The organism is Ochrobactrum sp. 19YEA23 (assembly GCF_029909865.1).
Taxonomy (GTDB): domain Bacteria; phylum Pseudomonadota; class Alphaproteobacteria; order Rhizobiales; family Rhizobiaceae; genus Brucella; species Brucella gambitense.
The window spans coordinates 1,137,606-1,155,557 of the sequence record NZ_JASAMQ010000001.1 but is presented as its reverse complement, the minus strand read 5'-3'; the positions used below and the strand labels follow the sequence as shown (position 1 = coordinate 1,155,557).

Genomic DNA, 17,952 nt, shown 5'->3' with positions numbered 1-17,952 from the left:
TCGATTGTGCGCGAGCGCGGGAAGCGTTAAGTGCTAGTCACCATAGTGCTTTTGATATTCAGCCATGACTCGTGCGTGTTCGGCTGGGTTCCAATCTGCGGTTCCCTTCTTTGCTTCCAGCGCTTGGAGCTCGGCCCTTAGAGCATTTCCGCGATCTTCCCCGCGATTTCCGCCGCCCGTAGATGGTTGCGGTGAATCGCCCGTCGTTACTGACCGGAAATATTCAAGGAAGCGATTACCGGCCGCAGTATCCATCAACATTCCAAGAACATGATCGCCATCAGTCTGGGACATTTTTCCGTTCGTCACCTGCAGCTTGACGAAATCCTCGTTTGCCTGCAGGCGTGCATTGATGGCGCGATCCTGCTCTGCTTTCGGCGCAGATCCATAACCATCCGGCAAAAGCTGTTGCCGCTCGGCAGCAACATCGACAGGCGGCTCAAGCATGCCGCTCTCAGCTGCTGCGCTGTAAACGGCCGTGGTGATAGCCTGCATTGCCTGCCGGCCGACGCCGTGTTTGAGCGCTTCTTTGCCGGCCGCGTCGAATATGGGATCGTTCGAGAGACTATCGATATGCGGGCGCAGATTTTCCGGCAGTTCGACACCGGTAAAATCCCGATATCCTTCGAAGTTCTCAGGCACTTGTCGGGTGGCATCGCGATCGCGATAGCCTTTTACAGCCTGGTTAAGCTTATCGATCGTCTCACGATCATCCTTGCCGCGATAAATATCCGCTATCCCGTCAGGCCTATAGGGATCAGGCGTTGCCGGCGGCGGCGTCACGGGTTGACCAGGTGCGGCCGACGCACCCCCGGGATCCGCCGCCGGCGCTGGAGGTTCCCCCAAAGCGGCCGGAGATCCGCCTGCAGGTTCCCCACCACCTGGAGCGCCGCCATCCTCGGGCGCGCGCAATGGCATGAGATATCGATCGAGCAGTTTTCGCATAGTGGTCAACTCCTGTTTTGTGCTTGCTCTAGAAGACGTTTGCCCTGGGCGACCGCCTCAAGGATGACTTCGCCGACGCCGCACCGAGACTGATGCTTGGCGGCTGCGATCGCGGCTTGCTCGAAATTCGATCCATTGACGTGCGGATAGGGAGCGCGAACAGTCAGATCCATCAGCCATTCGAAGATCTGCTTTCCTTCGACTGTCCCGAAAAACAGATACATGATTTTCATCAAGTCGTCGGTCGGCCGGAAATTCTGCCCCGCTTGTGCCGGCGCAAGTTTCTCGATCATCTCATCGACATTGAGCATGTCATCCGTGCCAGCCAGCAATTGTTCGAGCGGCATAGCGGCCCGACGTGGCATCATGGGATCGCTCATGCCGCTTCACCTGTCAAAGACTGGACAATCTGGGGAGCCGCGCGCTCACCCATTGCAGCAATCGCAGTACCTATCTGCTCTTGATTGGCAGCTTCCTCTGCAGCCTGAATTTCAGCATCAGTCGGCAAAATGATCGGATCGACGATCAGGGCTTCACGTGTCTGCTCAAGATAACGATCAAGGTTGACAAACCTTCCGGCTTGCTGCGGACCTGCTACCGTGGAGACAATCTGGTAATACTGCGACGAGGCCATCATCTTGTCGGCTTTCATAGCCTGCGCCATTGGCGAAACCACGTTCAACGAATAGAGCAACGGATTGAGTGGAATCGGCATCTGGATCAGACCCCACTCGTTGAGGATTTCAATCGTGCGCGGCACAATGACCGGCATGATTTCCTCAATCAGACGGCCATAGGCTCCGATGTGAACACGGGCATTTTGCTGCAGCTTCGCCGCGACTTCGGTTGCAGATTCTGGCGTGCCAGCGGCGCTGCTGAGACGCGTATCGAGAAGCGCGTCGCGGATCTGATCTTGCCCGTTGCCGATAACCATGCGCGCAACATCAAGGCGACCGGTGGCGGGATCGATGCGCGAAACGTCGGGACCCAGAATGCCGCCTGTCGATTGCATCGGCCAGAATTCGCCAGGCGCAACGCGGACAGCGTCCGGATTGAACGTTCCGCCAGCACGATATCCCCAAATGCCAAGCATCTGGATAGCGGCGGATTTCAAGGCAAGCTCTTGAGCCTTATTGACGGTTTTGATCGTCGGAAGCGCCATCAGCAGCGGGCCACGACCATAAGGTTCATTCGGCGCACGATAGAATCGAGCGACGGCAATCGGCCGCGCTCGCGTAACATTCTCGACAATGAACATCGGATTGTTGTCGCAGTAGGCGACAAACCGCCAGCGACCGTCCGGAAGCCGCATAAAATCCTGATAAAGCTCGACGTCAGTGTAGGGCTTGTCTTTGGCAGCCTGTTTGAACTCTGGGCTGTAATTCCCCTTCGGCCACGTGCGAATGATCTCTTCTGCAGCAAAAGTCATCTTCCAGCTGATAAAATGCTGGCGACCGTGCATATCCGTCGCGGTGGCGATATTGTCGAAAGGTATGTTCACGAAGATAACGGGCTCTTCGATCGACGGCCCTTTCATCGGCATGATCGCGCCGGTACCGACGAATAGATCAATGGCCGTTTCATGAATGGCGGTATCGAAACCACCCGTCTGAAAAAACGGATAGACATTGCGCTGCATCATCGCAAATTCCCGCCGCAGCACCTTCAGCTGATTGGCAGGCAAGCGAGCCTCAAGAAGCGGGCCCGGTTCCATGATGAAAGGCGTTGACCCGAAAAGCTGGCGAACAAGCTGGCCGGCACCGTGCATGATCGACGTGGTAGCCGTCATGTCGTAGATTTTCATCGCCAGGCGCTTTGACTTGCCACGCCCGCCCGGTTTGCGCTGCGGGATCGCATAATCCCATGCCTCGCGGTAAATTTCGTCCCAGCCTGATCGCTCTGTCCAAACACGGTCAGCACGCGCCTTTTGGGACGAGACATCGTTTTGCACGTCACTCGCCATGCCGGTCCCCGATCAGGAAAGGTTGCTCTTGCCGCCGGTGTCGTCTGCGAACAGCTTGCGGCCACGCACGGCTTTACGCGTGGTTGTCGTGTCCTGTTCCTGCGCCTGCAGCGCTGCCAGCTGTCGATCGTTGGCGATCTGCTGTAACTGGCGGGATTTCTCCGCCTCTTTCTGCGCTGCGTTGTTCTTGCCGCCGAAAATCGCGCCCATGCTGGTCTCCATCGAAAATCCAGACTGATGTGTCTTTCAGCCTGGCAGGACGAAAACCAACCAGGCGCGCCATCCGCTGCCCGGCCTTGTTGAAAGGATTGATGCGGCAGAAGACGACGAGCCCAGCATCAAGCATCTGCGACAGCGTTAAGTGCGCGATCCGGATCAATGTCCGCATGTGAGGGAGCGCCGCCCGATCCAGCGCCAGCGCAAATTCGATTCGACGGCTTCGCCTGGCTAACAACATGGCGACGGCGAGCAGCTGATCGTCGCGATCGAAATAGGCGATTGTGTCGGACATGCGTTTTTGCATCACCAGAGCGCGGCGGAGGAACGGCCGGTTCTTGCCGGCCTCAATGATCGCATGCCAGGGCGCAGGAGAAACGATCTTGATGTCAGACGCTGAAGACATCGAAATCGGTCTTTCCTCGACGAGACTGGATATTCACGACCTTGTTGCCGCGCCCCATATTCGCCGCCCCATCGATGACACCCAGCCGCCCTCGATGACCAAGGCAGATATATTGCTCGGCGTCGTGAACGTGCGAATACTCGTTTTTTGCAACCGCAAGCTTGTCGGTCGCGCCAGCCGATGCCTGTTTCGTCAGCTTGTAATGCGCCATGAAACCGCCGATCAGGCGAGTGCACCGCTTGTCGACGAGATAACGCGGCGTGTTTGCATCGATCATTCCGGACAAATACCAGCGTACAGCGTCGTGTCGGAGCGCCGGTTCATTTGATGGTGCCGGCATGATGCTGACATTGAGCGCCCGAGCAACGATCTCGACCCAGGCGAGTTCGCCTGCCATCTTGTCGGCGCCGTAGAATGACGACGGATCCGAATAGGCTTCGTTGATCGGAAAGCCGCGAAAATCGGTAAGAAGCACTTCAAGCATCATCTGGGAAAAGCGCGACGGACCAGTACCAGGATCTGCGCAGATCTCACGCAGCACACGCCGCTGACCGTTCGGCATATACTGGCCGATTGTGCCGGCCGGCGAGCCACCGGCGTCGAGGCCGATATTGATCGGTATACCGGGAACAGGATCGAGCCCTTCGGCGACATGGATGTCCAGGGAAAACTGATCTTCATAGACCGGCGTTCCATCCTGAGCATAGCCTGGCAGACCATGCACAAAACGGCGAACATCCTGCTTATTCGTGAAGGTGCGCGCTTCCATCTCATAGGAAGAACGTGGCTTTCCCTTCCTGTTCTCCGCCTCATTCGAAAGCCCGCTGGGCTGTCGATAGAGGTTGTACATCTCATTTTTGTCCTTCGGATCGCCTAGACCGCCGACCTTACAGACCCAATTAGAGATATCAGGCGGGTTGCAATCGCCCCAAGCGATGCGCGGCAACAGCAGCTCATCATCGTCGAGCTTAACGCCCATCGCCTGCATGCGCTTGCGATAAGGGCCAACCACACGCTGCAGTTCGCTTTCGGCAATGTCGGAAACCTTTGGATATCGACCGGTACGCGACCACATGAGACCGGGAACGCGCTCATGTAGCATATCGCACTCGTTCATCCAGTTCATCGAGATCTCATAACCCTTGGCAAAGCCTTCGATGTTGGCATCGCCGATCGCGCCGAATTCCGCCGTGAACTCGACCTTGCATTTCCGGCCATTCCGGATCACTGCGAATTCAAGCTTGTGCACCACCGGCCGATCCTGGCCGCCAGCATGGAAGGTGGTGAATGGATGGTTCTCCGGAAACATTTCGTACCAGGACGCCAGGCAGGTACGTGCGAGATCGCGATAGGTGTCGCGGATTGTCGCCATCTTTACGCGGATCACACCATCCTTGCAGACTGGAAACCAGTTCCCGGCCAGATACGGCCCCTTAAACGAACTTGCTACGGTCTTGCCCGAGCCGGCCGGTCCCATGATCACATCGATCGGGCCGAGGCTCTGAATGAAGGCAGAACCCACCGGCCCCGGTGGCTCATACTGTTGAAGTTGAAATTTTCCTTGACCCTGCATCCCTGCCGAAATCCCGTTAACCCGGCGACCCGGCTTCCCCGGCCCGCGCGATCACCGCTGAGGTTAACGGCCCGGCTCCAGCGTCAATTGAGGCAGGCAATTCATGAAAGAGGCGTGTGTGTGACAAGCGACCCCCGTGGGGGAGTGGTAGGCCGCGCGTTTTTGAAATTCAGAAATCGCTCATATATGGCGGGATCGGTCGAGGGGGGTATGAGAAGCGGCCTGATGCGGCGCGCTCCCATGATTTTCGATCAGGGGAATACGGCACCTAAGCAATTGTTTTTGTTTGCTTATCCGTTATCGTGCGACTTGCTCTTATCATGTCGCACAGTGTCCTGTTCGCTAAGTGGTTGATTATCAACGATATTCCCACCGAACATATTCAGCGTGTTGCCGGTCTCTGATGATGGTGCAACTGCACCAAGATTTCCGGCCATGAATATGTGCAGGTTACGTTCCGTGACATCAACCGCAAGCGGTTTCTTCGCATACTTGAACGGCATGAGATCAGCAGCCGCTTTCGCCTGCACCTTCAACACGTCGATGGGTTCGCAGCCGAGTAGATGCGCCAGCGCCGTGGTGCTGGCGGTCTGGATCATAGACAAGGTAACAGCAGGGTCGCGATGGCCGAGCGCTTCGAGATATTCGAACACTTGCGTATTGCGCTTGTTAGCCGATCCTTTCGGCCTCCCCCGTTCCCTGCGCGGGCGAGCGATTGAATTCGCCGCAGCGGATAGAGCGTCAATGGCGTCGAGATCGGGCGAGCCTTCGATCAGATCGAGTTGATCCGCGTCGTCACTATCGATCTCATTCCGCAATGCGGCCACGGCCTGGGCGATGTCGTCACGCGATGGCAAATCGCCGGATTTCTGGCGCTGATCGGGCGGTGTGTGTGGGGTCAAACGCCCCTTTTCCGGCTGTTCTGCATCGTCCATGGCGCATAAACCTATTATTTTATTCCGGTAACCTGTCGAGTGCCGTTGTAACCGAGTTGTAACCGCTTTTCCTTCAACAAATTCAGATACATATTCCCGTAGGTTACAAGTTACAGGGTTACAGTTTCGCGCACACATATGCGCGCGCGTGTGAAACTGTTCTATATCTCGGTAACCGGTAACCGCATGGCTTAACTCTCTGTTTTTGTTGATGATTGTCGGTTACAAGATTGGTAACCCACTTGTAACCCTGTAACCGTCCCAGACCCACCGGGCGGTCAATCAACATTCGCACGGTGGCCCTATGGTTAAGTGCTTGCGTCCAGACAGCAGACAAAAGCCGGAAAAGCGCAGCGCGCGCGGACACTGAAACCCTGATATGGGACAGGGTAAGGGGTTAATTGCAGGCGGAAAAATTACTGGGAACCGGGTTTGATGGTGATGCGACGGGGAACGGGGCGCGGGCGATCGATGCACAGAAATTATCTATGCTGCCGGGGCTGGGATAAGAGAAAGCGGAGCCGTGCTGTAGCACGGCAAGAGAGGCATTGGTCGCGCTGACTGGATGACGCCTGCTGTTCGGGTTCTCGCTGCCGCTGGCAGCGAGAACCCGGCAGGCTATGCAGGCGGCTGATACAGCGAAGCCCGCGCAAGGCGGGCTTCGGGCAGATCAACCAACTGACGATCGACGGACTGGAATACTTTCGCTGTTGCGGCCGGAATTGGTGGGCATGACAAGCATCAGACGAACCCGGCGAGATCCGCACATTGGGCAGCGCATGCGTTCCTGCAGGAAGGTGACCGGCATATCCCGGCCGCGCGTACATACAAGCGTCATCACATCGAGATCAGCGTTGAACTGACACTCGCGAATTGTTTTCATGCCGTCGTGTTTGCCATAGGCGCACCGCAATCTGATCTTGACGCTGTGCGCCCAGGCGTCGCCAAGGGTCTCTATCTGCATCAGAACAGAAAGAGAACAAACGCATTCGTCTGTCAATATGATTCATTGACCCATCAAACGGTATTGGGGATGAATTGTTGCTGGGTGATCGATTCTAGGAGGGGCAAATGAAGTTTGTAATCGTGGCCGTAGGCGTGCTTGCATATATCGCCGTTATTTTATCATTGACCTTTCACCCGGCAGCCGCAGCCGATTGCTGGGTGGGCAATACAGTATGTCTTTCTCCCAACGATATGGGAGCATTCCTATCGGGAATATTTGCTCCCCTCGCTTTCGCCTGGCTCGCCTGGTCAGTAGTCATGCAGAGCAAAGAGCTGGCGCTGCAACGAGAAGAACTGAAACTAACAAGAGAGGAAATGAAAGAGGCGCGAGCTGTTGCCGAAGCCACAGGATTGCAAGTGAAGGCTCAGGCAGAAGCAATGACTGCGCAAACGGATTTCATTCGTTGGCAATTTGAAGAGCAGAAAATTGATTCAAAAGAACGGGAAATAACCAGACTTTTTGACGCACTGAACGCAATAATAAAGACAAGTATAAGTGACGAAACTATCATTCAAGTTGAACACAATGGCGGTACATATAACCATAACTTGGTAGACCACTTTATTATAGAAAAGATCGATGATCTTCCTTCTCATGTGGCCCTTGGGATCATGCATGATCAATTCATTACAAGATATCAAAGATGTATTGACTTAATTAATAACCCGGCAACTTCCGAAGTGATCGTGCACAACTATGAAACTTTAGACAGGATTTCCGACCTGCTTGGCTGGATCATTAGTGTCGAAAATCAAGTTCGTAGTGCGGTTCAAACTGATATTTATTCTGCAAAGATATATAGTTATCGGGATATCGTTCAAAAAATAAAAGAATTGAAGGACTGGTCTCGCGGACAAGACCATCCTTAATTCTCTGCCTTCTAGTCTCACTGGCCCTGTTTATAGGGAAAGGGCGTCGGCAGCGGATCGTCCGGACCAAGTGGCTGGCCGTCATCACTGCAATATGATTCACGATCCGAGCCCAGGCATTCCGCATGAATAAGGCCACCTTCACCATATTCATGGAAAACAAGCTCTCCTTCCTGGACGACCTTGCTACAGGCGATGCAGATGAATGCCTCTTCATCGACCGCACTATATGAAGGTGCAGCGGCCAACATTGCACGGTACTTTGCATCGAGATCGCTTTTCGGATCGAGATGTATTGCAGCAGATGCCATTTGGAAGGTCGGCTCTTTCGGCACGAGCTGCCAGCCCGCAGGCACGAAGATTGATTCTGGCTGATGAGGCAGCAGGGCGCGCAGCTTTGGCGCGTGGATATGCGCATACTCGAATGCGACCAGTGCACCACCGGGATTGCGCCCGGCGGAACAGCCAGCGGCATATGCATCACGGATGAACATTTCAATTTCGTCGCGGGGCTCATCCTCGCGGCGGGGATGCTCCGGATCGTCTAGAGGACGTCGCATTATTCTTTCTCCCGTTCCAGTGAGTTGACGTAATCTTCGAAGGCGGCGAGATCGACGAGCAGGCAATGCTTGAGCTCGCCGTTGATCTTGACCTTCTGTTTGTTGCCGGCATTTGTGATTACGACATGGGCCGGGGCTTGCTTGAGCGCATCCCACCAGACCGATTCGTGCCAGTCTGTGCCGGCGAAGATCCTTTTGAGCATCGGACCATCTTTCGGCACCGCCAGGCAGAAGCCTCGGCCGGGATCTCCAATTTCGCGGATCCCGAGATTTACGCAGAACAGGCGCTCACGGCCGTATTTGATATCCATGTCGTGCTGACCAATGCCTATGTCCTCGAGGACGCCGCCGATCGTGAGCTTTTCACCGCCCTTCCAGGCGTCGATCGTCGATTGCAGCAGATGCGACAAGCAGGCATGCCAATTGTCGATGCGCTCAGCGCGCTCAAGCGAAGTGGCCTCGCCTATGATCTCGCCGAGCGAGCCCGGATCCGCTACCGGCAGGCCAGCATCTTCCATGGCCTGCTTTCCGAGGACGAGCTCTGCAGCTGAGAGCAATGTGCCGAAAGTGTCGATCGCGCGGCTATCAAGCCCCTGCTCACGCAGAATGCCCCAATAATATGGCATCAGCTCATCATTGAACGATTTCCAGCCATCCATGATCTGGCGCAGGAACATGCGCCCGTCTGTTTCCGGATTGACGGAAACGTTACGCCGGATCCCGTCCGTCTTGTCCAGGGCGGACAGGTTCAGCACCGCCATACGGGTTTTATCCTGCGTTTTCATGGGTGGCGGGTTGATGGCGCTGAAAAAGAAGCTGGCGCGCATGGTGAACAGCGTTCCCTCATGATCCTGCCCGCCACGGGCGATATCGCCACCAGAATAGGCAACACGGGCGAGCTCGATGACGCTTTGCGCCTTCATGCTGTTTGCCTTGCTTTCCAGCTCGTCGACCATCACCGGCAAGCTGTCCTGTTTCACCTGCTGATAAATGCCGGCGGCGGTCGTATCGACGGACGAGAACACGCAGTTATTCAGGACATGCTTGATGAGCTCATGCAGCGTGGACTTGCCGACGCCAGCGCCGCCAGTGGTGAAAATGATCGGCCGAGCCTTGAGCGCGCCACCCATGAGCGCGGTAACAATCCACCCCAGGGCGAGAAATGGATCGAGATACGGCCGCGCCCATTTCCATGTCTGCAGATCCTTGAGGATGCGTTGCGCCGGGCTTTCTTCTGGCAGTACTTTTTCCTGCCACGGCTCAATCGACGGCTTCTGTCTGGTATAGAGAAAGCCATCATACATCGTCGGCGCCGAGCGCGTGATCTTGCCATTTTCGGACTTGAACAGCCAAATGCCAGAATGCCAGACAAACTCGCCGGTCTTGTTCGTCCAGCCACCACGGCCGCGATGATGATCGTGCGGATTGAAATCCGGCAGACGCGCAGCTTCGTTGATGATGGCGCGCGCGGCCGTCTTGGTTTCGAGACGCACAACACGCGGCGGGATAACCTTGGTTTCTCCCGTCTCGTCGTCAACTTCCTTACGCTCCTTTGACCAGGCGGGCCATGCCCACATGGCATCGTTCGTCATCGGAGCGGCGAGATCTGAAAGGGAAATATCGTCGAATCTGGTGAGCGGCCGCAAATGGCCGGTAAATGTGGTGCAATAAACCGTCCCATCGGTATCACGGCCGACAACCGTAAACGGGCAATGCGGAGGCATCGCATTATCAGGATAGCCGTCCCACTTGCCTGGGCGAATGGTCCGCTCCGGATATTCCGGATCCGCGCGCGGCTCATTCGGATCTGGCGCATTGGTCAGGCGCTTCCTATCCTCGAGCTCGTTCATCGCATCGACGAAGATAGCGCGAATTGCTCGACGGCCGGTTTGCGTTCCCGCCTTGCGTGGTTTCTTTGGAGTGTTTTCGCTGTTGTCAGTCATGCCGGCCCTGATGAAAAAAAGCCGCCGGGCAAAATGGGGAAAACCCGGCGGCAGGTGGGTCGGGGCGCTTACGCCCCGGCCGAGGGAGCTTTATGAACGTGCTGCAGCCTGGCCGAGCTCGGATAGCGGATTGTCATCATCCGGCATCATGGCGAGATCCGCGCGATCGACAGCCATCCAGCGCAACCCAGCCTGGCGAACCTTTGCGGCTTCCCATTCCTTTTCGTGAACCTTCACCGCATCGATGGACAGCAGCACAACGGAATGGAAAACAGCCAGGCCAAGACGCACCCAGTTCGGGCGCGTGCTGAAACGATCGTGAGGAAGGCCAGCCGATGTCGCGATATGGACGTACATCGCCTCAAGTGGGGCATCGGGCCATTGTTTGATGAAATCGACAGCAACCGGTGATATCAGTTTCAGGACGAGCTCATCCTCATCTGTGAGCGTGGCGGCAAATCCGGCCTGGTACGCAACAGCTATCGCCGCATCTGTAGCAGCGCGCGCGATATCCTCATCTGACATCAATGGACGGTAAATAAGCTCGCTATCACGCGCAGCCGGTTGGGATCCGGCCACACCTTCGGAAGCTTCGCCGCCGTCGGCAGCAATGCTTCCTTCGGTAGCGCTTTCGGCTTCCTGCGCGCCTTCATCGCTCGGCTGCGAACCTTCTCCATTTCCTTCCGCTGCAGTGCCATCGGCTGGAACATCTTTTTGTATCGCATGGTCTCCTACCAATTCGGCTGCAGGAACACTGTTTGTTTCTGGTTGGTTCAGAACGGCAGAAACTTCGCCGCCCACCTGCAATGCGCCATGCTCTCCGTCCGCCGTAGGCGATGCACCATCATGTGTCTCGACTTCTGGCGCAGGTTGATCGTCACCATCATCGTCCCCGGCATCGGCCAGTTCACCGGTTCCATCGGTTGCGGTATCCGATCCCAGATCGACCGCTCCCACGGCCGAACCATCAACCTGGTTGGCATCTGCGGATTGCGCTTCGGTTTCGAGTTGTTCAGTTTCCGGCGCTGCAGCATCGGCCTTATCTTTCGCTTTCTTCGACATAGTTCCGTTCCTCTGTTTCAGAAATTAAGCTGACAGCTTCTCGCGAAGCGCATAGCCCTCGAGCGGCCACAGCTGACGAACGCAATCTTCGCGAGCGAATTTGCGGCCGAGCTCGGCATCAAAGTTTTCAGGATCTGCCGGCGCACTTTTGCCGACCAGGACAAAGCCATTTTTCATCTGCATGACGCAGATCGTCATCGATGGCAGGCTTTCCGGATGAATGTAGTCTTCGCGCGCGATCTTCTCGATCATGCTATCGAGCGACACACGGTTGGGGGTTTTCTGGACGGCACGCGATTGATCATCGCTAATTTTCAGGCTTTCCATGTCATTCACCTTTCATTAGGTCGTTGAAATCGTCGCCCAGGTGCGAGTTGATAACCGTGAGCGGCTTGCCCCAGCTTTCGAGCTTGTCGATCGTCTGCTGGATCTGTTTTTGCGCCGTCGGATTGCCGTGATTGTTGTCGCGGGCGAGGATGATCGCCCCGACACAATCCAGCCAGACAGGCGCATTTCCCATGTTCGTTATCGAGCCACCGGCCCAGACACGGGCTTCGGGAGCGGCAATAGCGAGGCTCAGTGCCGTTTCGACGCCCTCGCAGATAATGACAGTGCCGGCATGTCGAGCGAGCCAGAACGGATCGCAGTAGTAGCCACATGAAACCTCGACGACAGCGCCGCTGGCCTCACCGAAAATCAGCTTCGGAGGCTCAACAGGAGCTTTGACGGGCTGCAGCGGATCAAGGAATGTGCAATGACATGCCGTGACGATGCCGTGCTGCGATCGCATGGCCGAATGCACGGCCGGAAACATCGGACCAGGTGAAACCTTGAAGCGCCGTGCACCTTCCGTCTGGAACTTCGCACCGTTCCACCATTCAGTTTGCGGACTAAAGCGGAATGTGTCGGCCGGCAGATATCCCACATCCTCGAGCGGAATATCGCGGCCACGGAAATATGACAGCGCATGGTGAAGCGCAGGCAGATCGAGCCGATCGGGATGGATCTGCATGGTGCGCTGCGATAACAGCTCATCTGCCTTCTTGATCCGCCATAAGCGACGATCGTGATCCTCTTTCTGGCGTTTCTTGGCCTTGGCAGAAGCCGCCATCTGCATGGCTTCACGTTCCTGCCGGCTCATCGATCTCAGGCCGAGGAAATCACGCGCCCAGGCAAGTGCGCCCTTTGTATCAGTCCGCAGCACATATTCGACCAGGCCGAGAACATCCTTACGCGCGCCTTCGGCACCGCCCCGAAATTGCTCCCAACCGCCTATATTACCGCGCAGGCGCACTTTCAGAGCAGGCTTATGGTCGTAATCGCCCTGGACCGGATCATGACTGACATAGAGATTGCCATCGCGACGGCCGTTCGGCAGAAGCTTTTCGCAAACCTCTTGCGCCCGATCCTTGAGCATTTCCTTGATTTCCTGCAGATCCCCGCGGTTATTCATGCCGCCATCCTTTCCGGACGCCATGCCTTGTGTTTTTTCGGGATATCGACGCAGCCACCGAACCGCAGCACGTCATCCGGACGCGTGAGCTTCTGCCGGCATGGCGGGATCCAGATGAAGCCCTGCCCGAAATGCGCTGCAGCGCGCGATCGCGCATGTTCGCGATGACGAAGCCAGACCAGCCAGCAATATGAAGTGGCAGTTTTCCCGTTCACGACCCACCGGCCGCGATGCATCGGCACGCGCTCGACGAACTGTGCAATCAGATCTGCAGGCCGCTTTTGATAAAGCTGGCGATACCGATCGGCGGTTTCGAGGAATTGCGTCCGGACCAGCATGGCAACGCCGACGCTGGCGAGCTCGAGCGCACGCATGACAAACCGTGCACCATCCTTGAAAGGTGGATTGGTAATGATCCAGTCAGTCTGGATCATCGGATCGCGTGGGCCGAGGAAATCTAGAACAGGACGTCCGATGCGATAATTGAATATGTCGCTGCCGAATACAGGACGTTCGAAATAATCGCTCAAAGCATTCATCATGTGGCCCTGACCGCAGGCAGGATCCCAGGCGGTGGCCTTGAACCGGTCCGAATAAGGCGAGACGACAGGCATTACATATTCGCAGAATGCGCGTGTGGCCCATGGCGGCGTCGGGAAGAAATCGAGACTGGTTGCAGGCTCGAAACGCCGCGCTTTGACAGCCGTGGAGATAAGGCGGCGGTTCATGCGCGCGCCTCGCGCGCAGGCAACGCTATGGGCTGTGGAAAGGTCTGATCAATCCATCGCCCGACCTGATAGCGCAGTTGCTCCTTTTTGGGAGAATACGGGAGCCCCGCTTTCATGCTACTTTTGGTAGCCGTATCAATTCTGTCGATGATCGCCCAAATATCCAGATCTTCCAGCATCCTGGCGAAATGATCCTCGCCAAGCGCAGCGGGTCGATCAGTCATCGCCTGCAGAAGAGGAAACAAAACGTTCGAATCCCATATTTCAGGGGCATCGCGATAACCTTCGGCGCTCATCAGGATCGATAACGAACGGACAATAAGATCGCGAGGTCGAGCTTCCACAAGCTTGCGAAACCCCGAGACGCCGTAAATCTCTCCTGCCTGCTTTTTCCAATTGGACGCGTTTTGCATCATCAACTTGGCACCGCCGGCGCGGGCAATATCCGCCGCGTTTACGGCCCACTCCTCGCCGGCGGCCAGTGCCGCCTTGAAGATCTGCCAACTCGTAACTTTCGTCACCATTCCATTCACGGCCGCAAAGCTTGCAGCTTGCTCGTCGATGGTCATCTGAACGATCTGGCATGGTACCTGCTCGACTTCGCACATCGCTGCCGCATGCACACGATGTTGGCCGTCTATGATGGCGAACAATCCCCCCTCTACTGGAGCGACAAACACCGGAGAAAAGCGCGACCATTTGAAACTCTTGGCGATTTTCCTGATTGTGGTCCAGTTTTCGCGCTTGAGCTCACGCTGATAACGGTCATCAATGACCAGTTTGTCGATCGGGATCCAATCAAGCATCGGCGCAACGCCAGGATTGGCATGCGGCAGGCGATCTGCAGTACTTATTTCTATCTTGCGCATTACCAACCACCTCCGGTTAAAGCTCGCTCAAGCCGTTCCATTTCACGGTCAAATTCATTATCGTCGCGAGCATCTTCGACGGCGCGCAACGCAAGGCTGATTGCAGCCTTCGAGACGCCGGCCGCGCGTGCCAGGTCGGAACCTGAAATCCCGAATGCATTGCTGACCAAAGCCCAGGCATCACGACGGACGCGCGCGGCCTCGAGCCATTCCGGCGATTGCGTGGCGCGTTTTGAAGCGATGGAGTTCTGGATTTTCTCGGCATCGAGGCCGCGAGCCTCGCAAAGCAGCGCGATCGCTGCCCGGATCGACATGTTGCAGAAGGCCGATTGCGGGCTTGTGTCAGCCTCGGGCGTGACAATCAGCCGGCGCAAAGCAAGGCGAAGGGCGTTCACCGTTCCCTTTCGAGGTGCATATCTGCCTGCTAACAAATGGGCGTAATGACGGCCCGCGATCATTGCAGCACGCTCTAACGCCTCTTGCGTCACACCATTTTGGCGGCGAGTTACCTCGATTTTTTGGAGCTCAAGAACAAGATCATGGCTCATCTGATTGAGCCTCCGGATCTTCATCGATCATCTGCAGCGCGCCGGCAGCGAAACCAATCTTTGCGAGCGCGACAACTGCGCCGGCCAGAATGCGAGCAAGACCTGGACGAGTTGCGACACGCATGTCGCCCGCGATAATCCGCTCAGCGATCCAGACAGCTTCGGACAGGTGAAAAGTTACTTCCGCCGTCGCCAGGGAGGTATCAGCCGCCATTGTTGCGACTGAAATCCGCGAATTATCCTCATGCTGTAGGACAACGCGGACGTTCTCCGAGCTTTTGGGCGCTTCCGTGCGCTTCTCTGAATGGAGGATTGTGAGGCGCTCTGTCATCCGAGCCACCACCTGAAAGCGACAATGCAGATCTCAGCGGCCCACATAAGCAAGCCGTAAAGGAAGCAGGCGAAGCCGTACCTCGGCTTATTTTCTACCAGCCATCCACAGCCAAGCACCAACATGACTGCACCGCAAAGAATGATAATCAGATCAAGCATCCGCCCTCTCCAATCTCTCTTGCTCGATGGCGATTAGCGCCTGTTCGAGTTTTTGGAGCGTTCGGACGTTCGGGATCTGTCGCCCATTCTTGATCGACGAGTACGTCATGTAGTGGACACCCGCACGCTCACACAAAGCGCGCTGAGTAACCCCTAGACGGGTACGGTTGCTTTCGAGATCAGAAAAATTCATGAGCGAATCACTTTACGTTTCTCTGCTTATCGTGATAAGCGAAAACGCTTACGATGCAAGAGTGATGAACGTGAGTAGTTGTGAGTTCCGTTTCACTAATGTGCAGCGCATGAGTAAAAACCAGCGCGACACGAAGGCATGGATCAAGGCAGTTGCTGATCACCTCAGCCTGTCTCCATCGCGACTTGCTCTCAATTCTGGGAGCGCAGCATCAACGGTTACCCGGTACTTAAACGACACATCGGGTACCATCGGCATTACACAATCAACGCTTGAAAAAATCGCTCTTTACTCTGGCGTGCCAGTTCATCGGCTCCCCGGTGGAGACCGTCACAATCCAGCAGCTGATGTAATTCCGTTGCAGGACCACAGCGATCCACTTCCAGAATGGGTCGGGAAAGCAGCTGCAGCTATCGTCGATGGCAAAAATGGCCGGGACGCCTGGTATGTACAGGGCTGGGCGCTCGATCTCAAAGGTATTTTGCCTGGCGACATCCTTGTCGTCGATCGGCAGATGCGGCCAAAAGCGGGCGATGTAGTGCTTGTACGAATAACTGACTTCACCTCCGGAGAGAGCGAAGACGTGATACGCGTTTACGACATGCCTTTCGTACTGACCCACTCGGCCAAGCTTGGCATTCAGAAACCCTTGGTTGTCGACGATGAGAAAGTTGCCATCGTCGGCGTGTCGATTGGCACAATCCGCCCACGCCACTAATCCAATCAGGAATTTTCCCGTTCACTCCACCGGTAAACAAACCACCGGTGGAGATATTTTTGTTCATCGCTAAACAAACCACCGGTGGAATTGCAATTCTGGAATTGCACAAACCACCGGTGGCTTCATTTGTGCGCATTTGTTCAATAAGCGCCACCGCTTATCATTTCGCTTATCTCTATTGTCAAAGTAAGCGTTTTCGCTTATCCCTAATGTCGAATCACAAACGGAGTGATCGACATGCTTTCTATCGAGACAGCAAGCATTGAAGAGGTTGCAGGCGCGATCGGCCGATCTGAGATCTGGCTGAAACGCAACTGGAACAAGTTCAACGCGAAACATGGTTTTCCCCGGCCGATCCCAGGATCGGACTGGAAGTGGCCGCGCCGTGCGGTCGAGCTTTGGTTGATCGCGGGTGGCGTAATTATGCGAGCAGCCAATAGCAACGAAGCCGGCGCGGATCTCATCAGCCTGCAGCGTCAGGCACATCACGAGCGCTATGGGGTCGTGTCATGACCGCAAAAGGCTCAATCTCGCTCGATCATCTCGAGATCGACGAGCATTTCGCAATGTCCGACTATGAGCCGTACCACGACTACGAGCCGGATGACGATTTCAGCAATGAACTGGACACTGGCGACGCTTGCGGCCGCTGGAACAATGGGCAGCTGGGCGAGCATTGCACCCTAGCTGGTACGGAGTTCTGTGACTGGGAATGTCCTTATAGCGGAGGCGGCAATGAATAGCGCGTCTCAACCTACCCTTATAGATCCGCGCGAATTAACCCCCACAGAGCGCAAGCTTCTGCGGGAGGTCGCGACCTACAAATTTTATCGTCGACGCAATGGATGGGCCATTCCGGGCCAAGGAAGCAAGGTTTCGCTCAAGTCTGTCGACAACCTGTCCCGCAAGCATCTGATCAGCGATCGCTCCGATTGTCTGCGTCTCACTGGCGTAGGCCAGATGGTGCTTGCCGTCATGCAAGAGCGCGAGCGCGCAAAAACCGAGAGAAAGGCCGCACAGTGAGCGACGACATTACATCAGAAGCACAAACCATTGCCGTCGGCCAGCTGCGCGCCTTCATCGAGCGTATCGAGCGCCTCGAAGAAGAAAAGAAGACCATCGGCAACGACATCACCGAAGTCTATGCCGAGCTCAAAGGTTCAGGCTTCGACAGCAAGGCTGTCCGGACCATCATACGCTTGCGCAAGAAAGAGGACCATGAGCGCCAGGAAGAGGATGCGATGCTGCAACTCTACATGGACGCCCTTGGTATGGGCTGATGATCGAGGCGCTGACATTCCTCGCAGCATTATCCGTTTTCCTGCTGATTGCCGCGCTCTGGCTGATGGCACTCATGCCGACGAAAACCCGACAACGGATCTGGTTTGACAACTGAGATCCACCGATAGGCCGCCAAGCCCCCGCCGGCGGCCTGCTAGCCCGGCGGAACGCCCGCCCCTCTGCGTTCCG

The 17,952-nt window shown here is 56.0% G+C and carries 23 protein-coding genes; 6 read left to right on the top strand and 17 right to left on the bottom strand.

The features are described 5' to 3' along the window. Positions 1–33: 33 nt before the first annotated feature. The 7 genes from QBD01_RS05345 to QBD01_RS05315 form a co-directional block, all read right to left on the bottom strand. Positions 34–945 (bottom strand): hypothetical protein, encoded by a 912-nt coding sequence (locus QBD01_RS05345; RefSeq protein WP_280991890.1) that lies wholly within the window; start codon positions 943–945, stop codon positions 34–36. Positions 946–950: 5 nt separating this feature from the next. Beyond that, a complete protein-coding gene (locus tag QBD01_RS05340; protein ID WP_280991889.1) occupies positions 951–1,325 on the bottom strand; it encodes a hypothetical protein in 375 nt (124 codons plus the stop codon). After that, positions 1,322–2,908 (bottom strand): portal protein, encoded by a 1,587-nt coding sequence (locus QBD01_RS05335; protein WP_280991888.1) that lies wholly within the window; start codon positions 2,906–2,908, stop codon positions 1,322–1,324. The genes QBD01_RS05340 and QBD01_RS05335 overlap by 4 nt, the downstream gene beginning before the upstream one ends. Positions 2,909–2,981: 73 nt before the next feature. Then, positions 2,982–3,530 (bottom strand): hypothetical protein, encoded by a 549-nt coding sequence (locus tag QBD01_RS05330; RefSeq protein WP_280991887.1) that lies wholly within the window; start codon positions 3,528–3,530, stop codon positions 2,982–2,984. Further along, positions 3,514–5,052 (bottom strand): hypothetical protein, encoded by a 1,539-nt coding sequence (locus tag QBD01_RS05325; protein ID WP_280991886.1) that lies wholly within the window; start codon positions 5,050–5,052, stop codon positions 3,514–3,516. The genes QBD01_RS05330 and QBD01_RS05325 overlap by 17 nt, the downstream gene beginning before the upstream one ends. Before the next feature lie 341 nt (positions 5,053–5,393). Beyond that, positions 5,394–6,038: a hypothetical protein gene (locus QBD01_RS05320; RefSeq protein ID WP_280991885.1), complete on the bottom strand. Its 645-nt coding sequence runs from the start codon at positions 6,036–6,038 to the stop codon at positions 5,394–5,396. Positions 6,039–6,708: 670 nt separating this feature from the next. Beyond that, entirely contained in the window at positions 6,709–7,038 is a 330-nt protein-coding gene (locus QBD01_RS05315) for a hypothetical protein (protein ID WP_280991884.1), read from the bottom strand. Positions 7,039–7,109: 71 nt separating this feature from the next. Here QBD01_RS05315 and QBD01_RS05310 point away from each other — a divergent pair, with 71 nt between their 5' ends. Continuing rightward, the gene (locus QBD01_RS05310; RefSeq protein ID WP_280991883.1) at positions 7,110–7,913 is read left to right on the top strand and encodes a hypothetical protein; all 804 of its coding nucleotides are present in this window, start codon (positions 7,110–7,112) and stop codon (positions 7,911–7,913) included. Between the two features lie 17 nt (positions 7,914–7,930). Here QBD01_RS05310 and QBD01_RS05305 read toward each other — a convergent pair whose 3' ends face one another. The 10 genes from QBD01_RS05305 to QBD01_RS25410 form a co-directional block, all read right to left on the bottom strand. Continuing rightward, complete coding sequence (locus QBD01_RS05305) at positions 7,931–8,473, bottom strand: hypothetical protein (protein ID WP_280991882.1); 543 nt, start codon at positions 8,471–8,473, stop codon at positions 7,931–7,933. Next, positions 8,473–10,416 (bottom strand): hypothetical protein, encoded by a 1,944-nt coding sequence (locus QBD01_RS05300; protein WP_280991881.1) that lies wholly within the window; start codon positions 10,414–10,416, stop codon positions 8,473–8,475. The genes QBD01_RS05305 and QBD01_RS05300 overlap by 1 nt, the downstream gene beginning before the upstream one ends. 90 nt (positions 10,417–10,506) lie before the next feature. After that, on the bottom strand, positions 10,507–11,478 hold the full coding sequence (locus QBD01_RS05295; RefSeq protein WP_280991880.1) for a hypothetical protein: 972 nt from the start codon (positions 11,476–11,478) through the stop codon (positions 10,507–10,509). Positions 11,479–11,502: 24 nt separating this feature from the next. Then, a complete protein-coding gene (locus QBD01_RS05290) occupies positions 11,503–11,805 on the bottom strand; it encodes a Gp49 family protein (RefSeq protein ID WP_280991879.1) in 303 nt (100 codons plus the stop codon). Position 11,806: 1 nt separating this feature from the next. Beyond that, a complete protein-coding gene (locus QBD01_RS05285) occupies positions 11,807–12,931 on the bottom strand; it encodes a toprim domain-containing protein (RefSeq protein WP_280991878.1) in 1,125 nt (374 codons plus the stop codon). Then, complete coding sequence (locus QBD01_RS05280) at positions 12,928–13,659, bottom strand: SAM-dependent DNA methyltransferase (RefSeq protein ID WP_280991877.1); 732 nt, start codon at positions 13,657–13,659, stop codon at positions 12,928–12,930. Before QBD01_RS05280 ends, QBD01_RS05285 begins: the two co-directional genes overlap by 4 nt. Further along, entirely contained in the window at positions 13,656–14,528 is an 873-nt protein-coding gene (locus QBD01_RS05275; RefSeq protein WP_280991876.1) for a ParB N-terminal domain-containing protein, read from the bottom strand. Before QBD01_RS05275 ends, QBD01_RS05280 begins: the two co-directional genes overlap by 4 nt. After that, complete coding sequence (locus QBD01_RS05270) at positions 14,528–15,076, bottom strand: hypothetical protein (RefSeq protein WP_280991875.1); 549 nt, start codon at positions 15,074–15,076, stop codon at positions 14,528–14,530. Before QBD01_RS05270 ends, QBD01_RS05275 begins: the two co-directional genes overlap by 1 nt. Next, positions 15,066–15,407: a hypothetical protein gene (locus QBD01_RS05265; protein ID WP_280991874.1), complete on the bottom strand. Its 342-nt coding sequence runs from the start codon at positions 15,405–15,407 to the stop codon at positions 15,066–15,068. Before QBD01_RS05265 ends, QBD01_RS05270 begins: the two co-directional genes overlap by 11 nt. A 153-nt stretch (positions 15,408–15,560) precedes the next feature. Then, positions 15,561–15,761 (bottom strand): helix-turn-helix domain-containing protein, encoded by a 201-nt coding sequence (locus QBD01_RS25410; RefSeq protein WP_392391308.1) that lies wholly within the window; start codon positions 15,759–15,761, stop codon positions 15,561–15,563. Here QBD01_RS25410 and QBD01_RS05260 point away from each other — a divergent pair. The 5 genes from QBD01_RS05260 (at position 15,760) to QBD01_RS05240 (ending at position 17,762) form a co-directional block, all read left to right on the top strand. Beyond that, complete coding sequence (locus tag QBD01_RS05260) at positions 15,760–16,479, top strand: hypothetical protein (RefSeq protein ID WP_280991873.1); 720 nt, start codon at positions 15,760–15,762, stop codon at positions 16,477–16,479. The genes QBD01_RS25410 and QBD01_RS05260 overlap by 2 nt on opposite strands. 240 nt (positions 16,480–16,719) lie before the next feature. Then, positions 16,720–16,995 carry a hypothetical protein gene (locus QBD01_RS05255; protein ID WP_280991872.1) on the top strand — a complete coding sequence of 92 codons (276 nt, stop codon included), beginning with the start codon at positions 16,720–16,722 and terminating at the stop codon, positions 16,993–16,995. Next, positions 16,992–17,225 (top strand): hypothetical protein, encoded by a 234-nt coding sequence (locus tag QBD01_RS05250; RefSeq protein WP_280991871.1) that lies wholly within the window; start codon positions 16,992–16,994, stop codon positions 17,223–17,225. Before QBD01_RS05255 ends, QBD01_RS05250 begins: the two co-directional genes overlap by 4 nt. Then, complete coding sequence (locus QBD01_RS05245) at positions 17,218–17,505, top strand: hypothetical protein (RefSeq protein ID WP_280991870.1); 288 nt, start codon at positions 17,218–17,220, stop codon at positions 17,503–17,505. The genes QBD01_RS05250 and QBD01_RS05245 overlap by 8 nt, the downstream gene beginning before the upstream one ends. Continuing rightward, entirely contained in the window at positions 17,502–17,762 is a 261-nt protein-coding gene (locus QBD01_RS05240; RefSeq protein ID WP_280991869.1) for a DUF2312 domain-containing protein, read from the top strand. The genes QBD01_RS05245 and QBD01_RS05240 overlap by 4 nt, the downstream gene beginning before the upstream one ends. Positions 17,763–17,952: the final 190 nt, after the last annotated feature.

What these genes read in the sequence shown, in the direction of transcription:
- QBD01_RS05345 (WP_280991890.1), bottom strand. Translation starts at nt 945, where the DNA reads ATGCGAAAACTGCTCGATCGATATCTCATGCCATTGCGCGCGCCCGAG.
- QBD01_RS05340 (WP_280991889.1), bottom strand. Translation starts at nt 1,325, where the DNA reads ATGAGCGATCCCATGATGCCACGTCGGGCCGCTATGCCGCTCGAACAA.
- QBD01_RS05335 (WP_280991888.1), bottom strand. Translation starts at nt 2,908, where the DNA reads ATGGCGAGTGACGTGCAAAACGATGTCTCGTCCCAAAAGGCGCGTGCT.
- QBD01_RS05330 (WP_280991887.1), bottom strand. Translation starts at nt 3,530, where the DNA reads ATGTCTTCAGCGTCTGACATCAAGATCGTTTCTCCTGCGCCCTGGCAT.
- QBD01_RS05320 (WP_280991885.1), bottom strand. Translation starts at nt 6,038, where the DNA reads ATGGACGATGCAGAACAGCCGGAAAAGGGGCGTTTGACCCCACACACA.
- QBD01_RS05310 (WP_280991883.1), top strand. Translation starts at nt 7,110, where the DNA reads ATGAAGTTTGTAATCGTGGCCGTAGGCGTGCTTGCATATATCGCCGTT.
- QBD01_RS05305 (WP_280991882.1), bottom strand. Translation starts at nt 8,473, where the DNA reads ATGCGACGTCCTCTAGACGATCCGGAGCATCCCCGCCGCGAGGATGAG.
- QBD01_RS05300 (WP_280991881.1), bottom strand. Translation starts at nt 10,416, where the DNA reads ATGACTGACAACAGCGAAAACACTCCAAAGAAACCACGCAAGGCGGGA.
- QBD01_RS05295 (WP_280991880.1), bottom strand. Translation starts at nt 11,478, where the DNA reads ATGTCGAAGAAAGCGAAAGATAAGGCCGATGCTGCAGCGCCGGAAACT.
- QBD01_RS05290 (WP_280991879.1), bottom strand. Translation starts at nt 11,805, where the DNA reads ATGGAAAGCCTGAAAATTAGCGATGATCAATCGCGTGCCGTCCAGAAA.
- QBD01_RS05285 (WP_280991878.1), bottom strand. Translation starts at nt 12,931, where the DNA reads ATGAATAACCGCGGGGATCTGCAGGAAATCAAGGAAATGCTCAAGGAT.
- QBD01_RS05280 (WP_280991877.1), bottom strand. Translation starts at nt 13,659, where the DNA reads ATGAACCGCCGCCTTATCTCCACGGCTGTCAAAGCGCGGCGTTTCGAG.
- QBD01_RS05275 (WP_280991876.1), bottom strand. Translation starts at nt 14,528, where the DNA reads ATGCGCAAGATAGAAATAAGTACTGCAGATCGCCTGCCGCATGCCAAT.
- QBD01_RS05270 (WP_280991875.1), bottom strand. Translation starts at nt 15,076, where the DNA reads ATGAGCCATGATCTTGTTCTTGAGCTCCAAAAAATCGAGGTAACTCGC.
- QBD01_RS05265 (WP_280991874.1), bottom strand. Translation starts at nt 15,407, where the DNA reads ATGACAGAGCGCCTCACAATCCTCCATTCAGAGAAGCGCACGGAAGCG.
- QBD01_RS05260 (WP_280991873.1), top strand. Translation starts at nt 15,760, where the DNA reads ATGAGCGAATCACTTTACGTTTCTCTGCTTATCGTGATAAGCGAAAAC.
- QBD01_RS25410 (WP_392391308.1), bottom strand. Translation starts at nt 15,761, where the DNA reads ATGAATTTTTCTGATCTCGAAAGCAACCGTACCCGTCTAGGGGTTACT.
- QBD01_RS05255 (WP_280991872.1), top strand. Translation starts at nt 16,720, where the DNA reads ATGCTTTCTATCGAGACAGCAAGCATTGAAGAGGTTGCAGGCGCGATC.
- QBD01_RS05250 (WP_280991871.1), top strand. Translation starts at nt 16,992, where the DNA reads ATGACCGCAAAAGGCTCAATCTCGCTCGATCATCTCGAGATCGACGAG.
- QBD01_RS05245 (WP_280991870.1), top strand. Translation starts at nt 17,218, where the DNA reads ATGAATAGCGCGTCTCAACCTACCCTTATAGATCCGCGCGAATTAACC.